The organism is Porphyrobacter sp. SLTP (assembly GCF_009905735.1).
Classification (GTDB): Bacteria; Pseudomonadota; Alphaproteobacteria; order Sphingomonadales; family Sphingomonadaceae; genus Erythrobacter.
The window spans coordinates 1-517 of the sequence record NZ_JAAALE010000035.1 but is presented as its reverse complement, the minus strand read 5'-3'; the positions used below and the strand labels follow the sequence as shown (position 1 = coordinate 517).

Annotated in this window: 1 protein-coding gene; it reads right to left on the bottom strand. The window is 61.1% G+C overall.

Going from position 1 to position 517, the window contains the following annotated elements; translation table 11 throughout:
* Positions 1 to 517 (bottom strand): Ig-like domain-containing domain (locus GVM20_RS16190; protein WP_199799666.1); only part of this gene is annotated, 517 nt, incomplete at both ends.

Sequence of the window (517 nt, the reverse complement as noted above, 5' to 3'; positions counted from 1 at the left end):
GCTGAATGGCCTCGGAGAAGGTGACGACAACATTGCTGCCTACCGCCACATTGACCGCGCCGTCGGTCGGCGAGAAGGTTGTGATCGTTGGGGCAGCGGTGTCCGCAGGCGGAACCGTGGCAAAGTCATAGGTGCTGGTTCCGGCAAAATCATTGCCCGCAAGGTCTTCGATAGCTCCGGGGTTGATCACCACAAAATAGGTGGTGCCTTGTGCCAGAGCACTCGTCGGATCGATGGTCAGGGTTGCTCCGCTGATCGCAATCCGGTTGCTGCTGGCGACATTGAACGCCTCGACCACGGGGCCAGTTGCAGAACCGCTCCGGATCTCGACCGTGCCGCTGCCACGCCGGATGGCCTCGGAGAAGCTGACGACAACATTGCTGCCTACCGCGACATTGACCGCGCCGTCGGTCGGCGAGAAGGTTGTGATCGTTGGCGCAGCGGTGTCCGCAGGCGGAACCGTGGCAAAGTCATAGGCGCTGGTTCCGGCAAAATCATTGCCCGCAAGGTCTTCGAT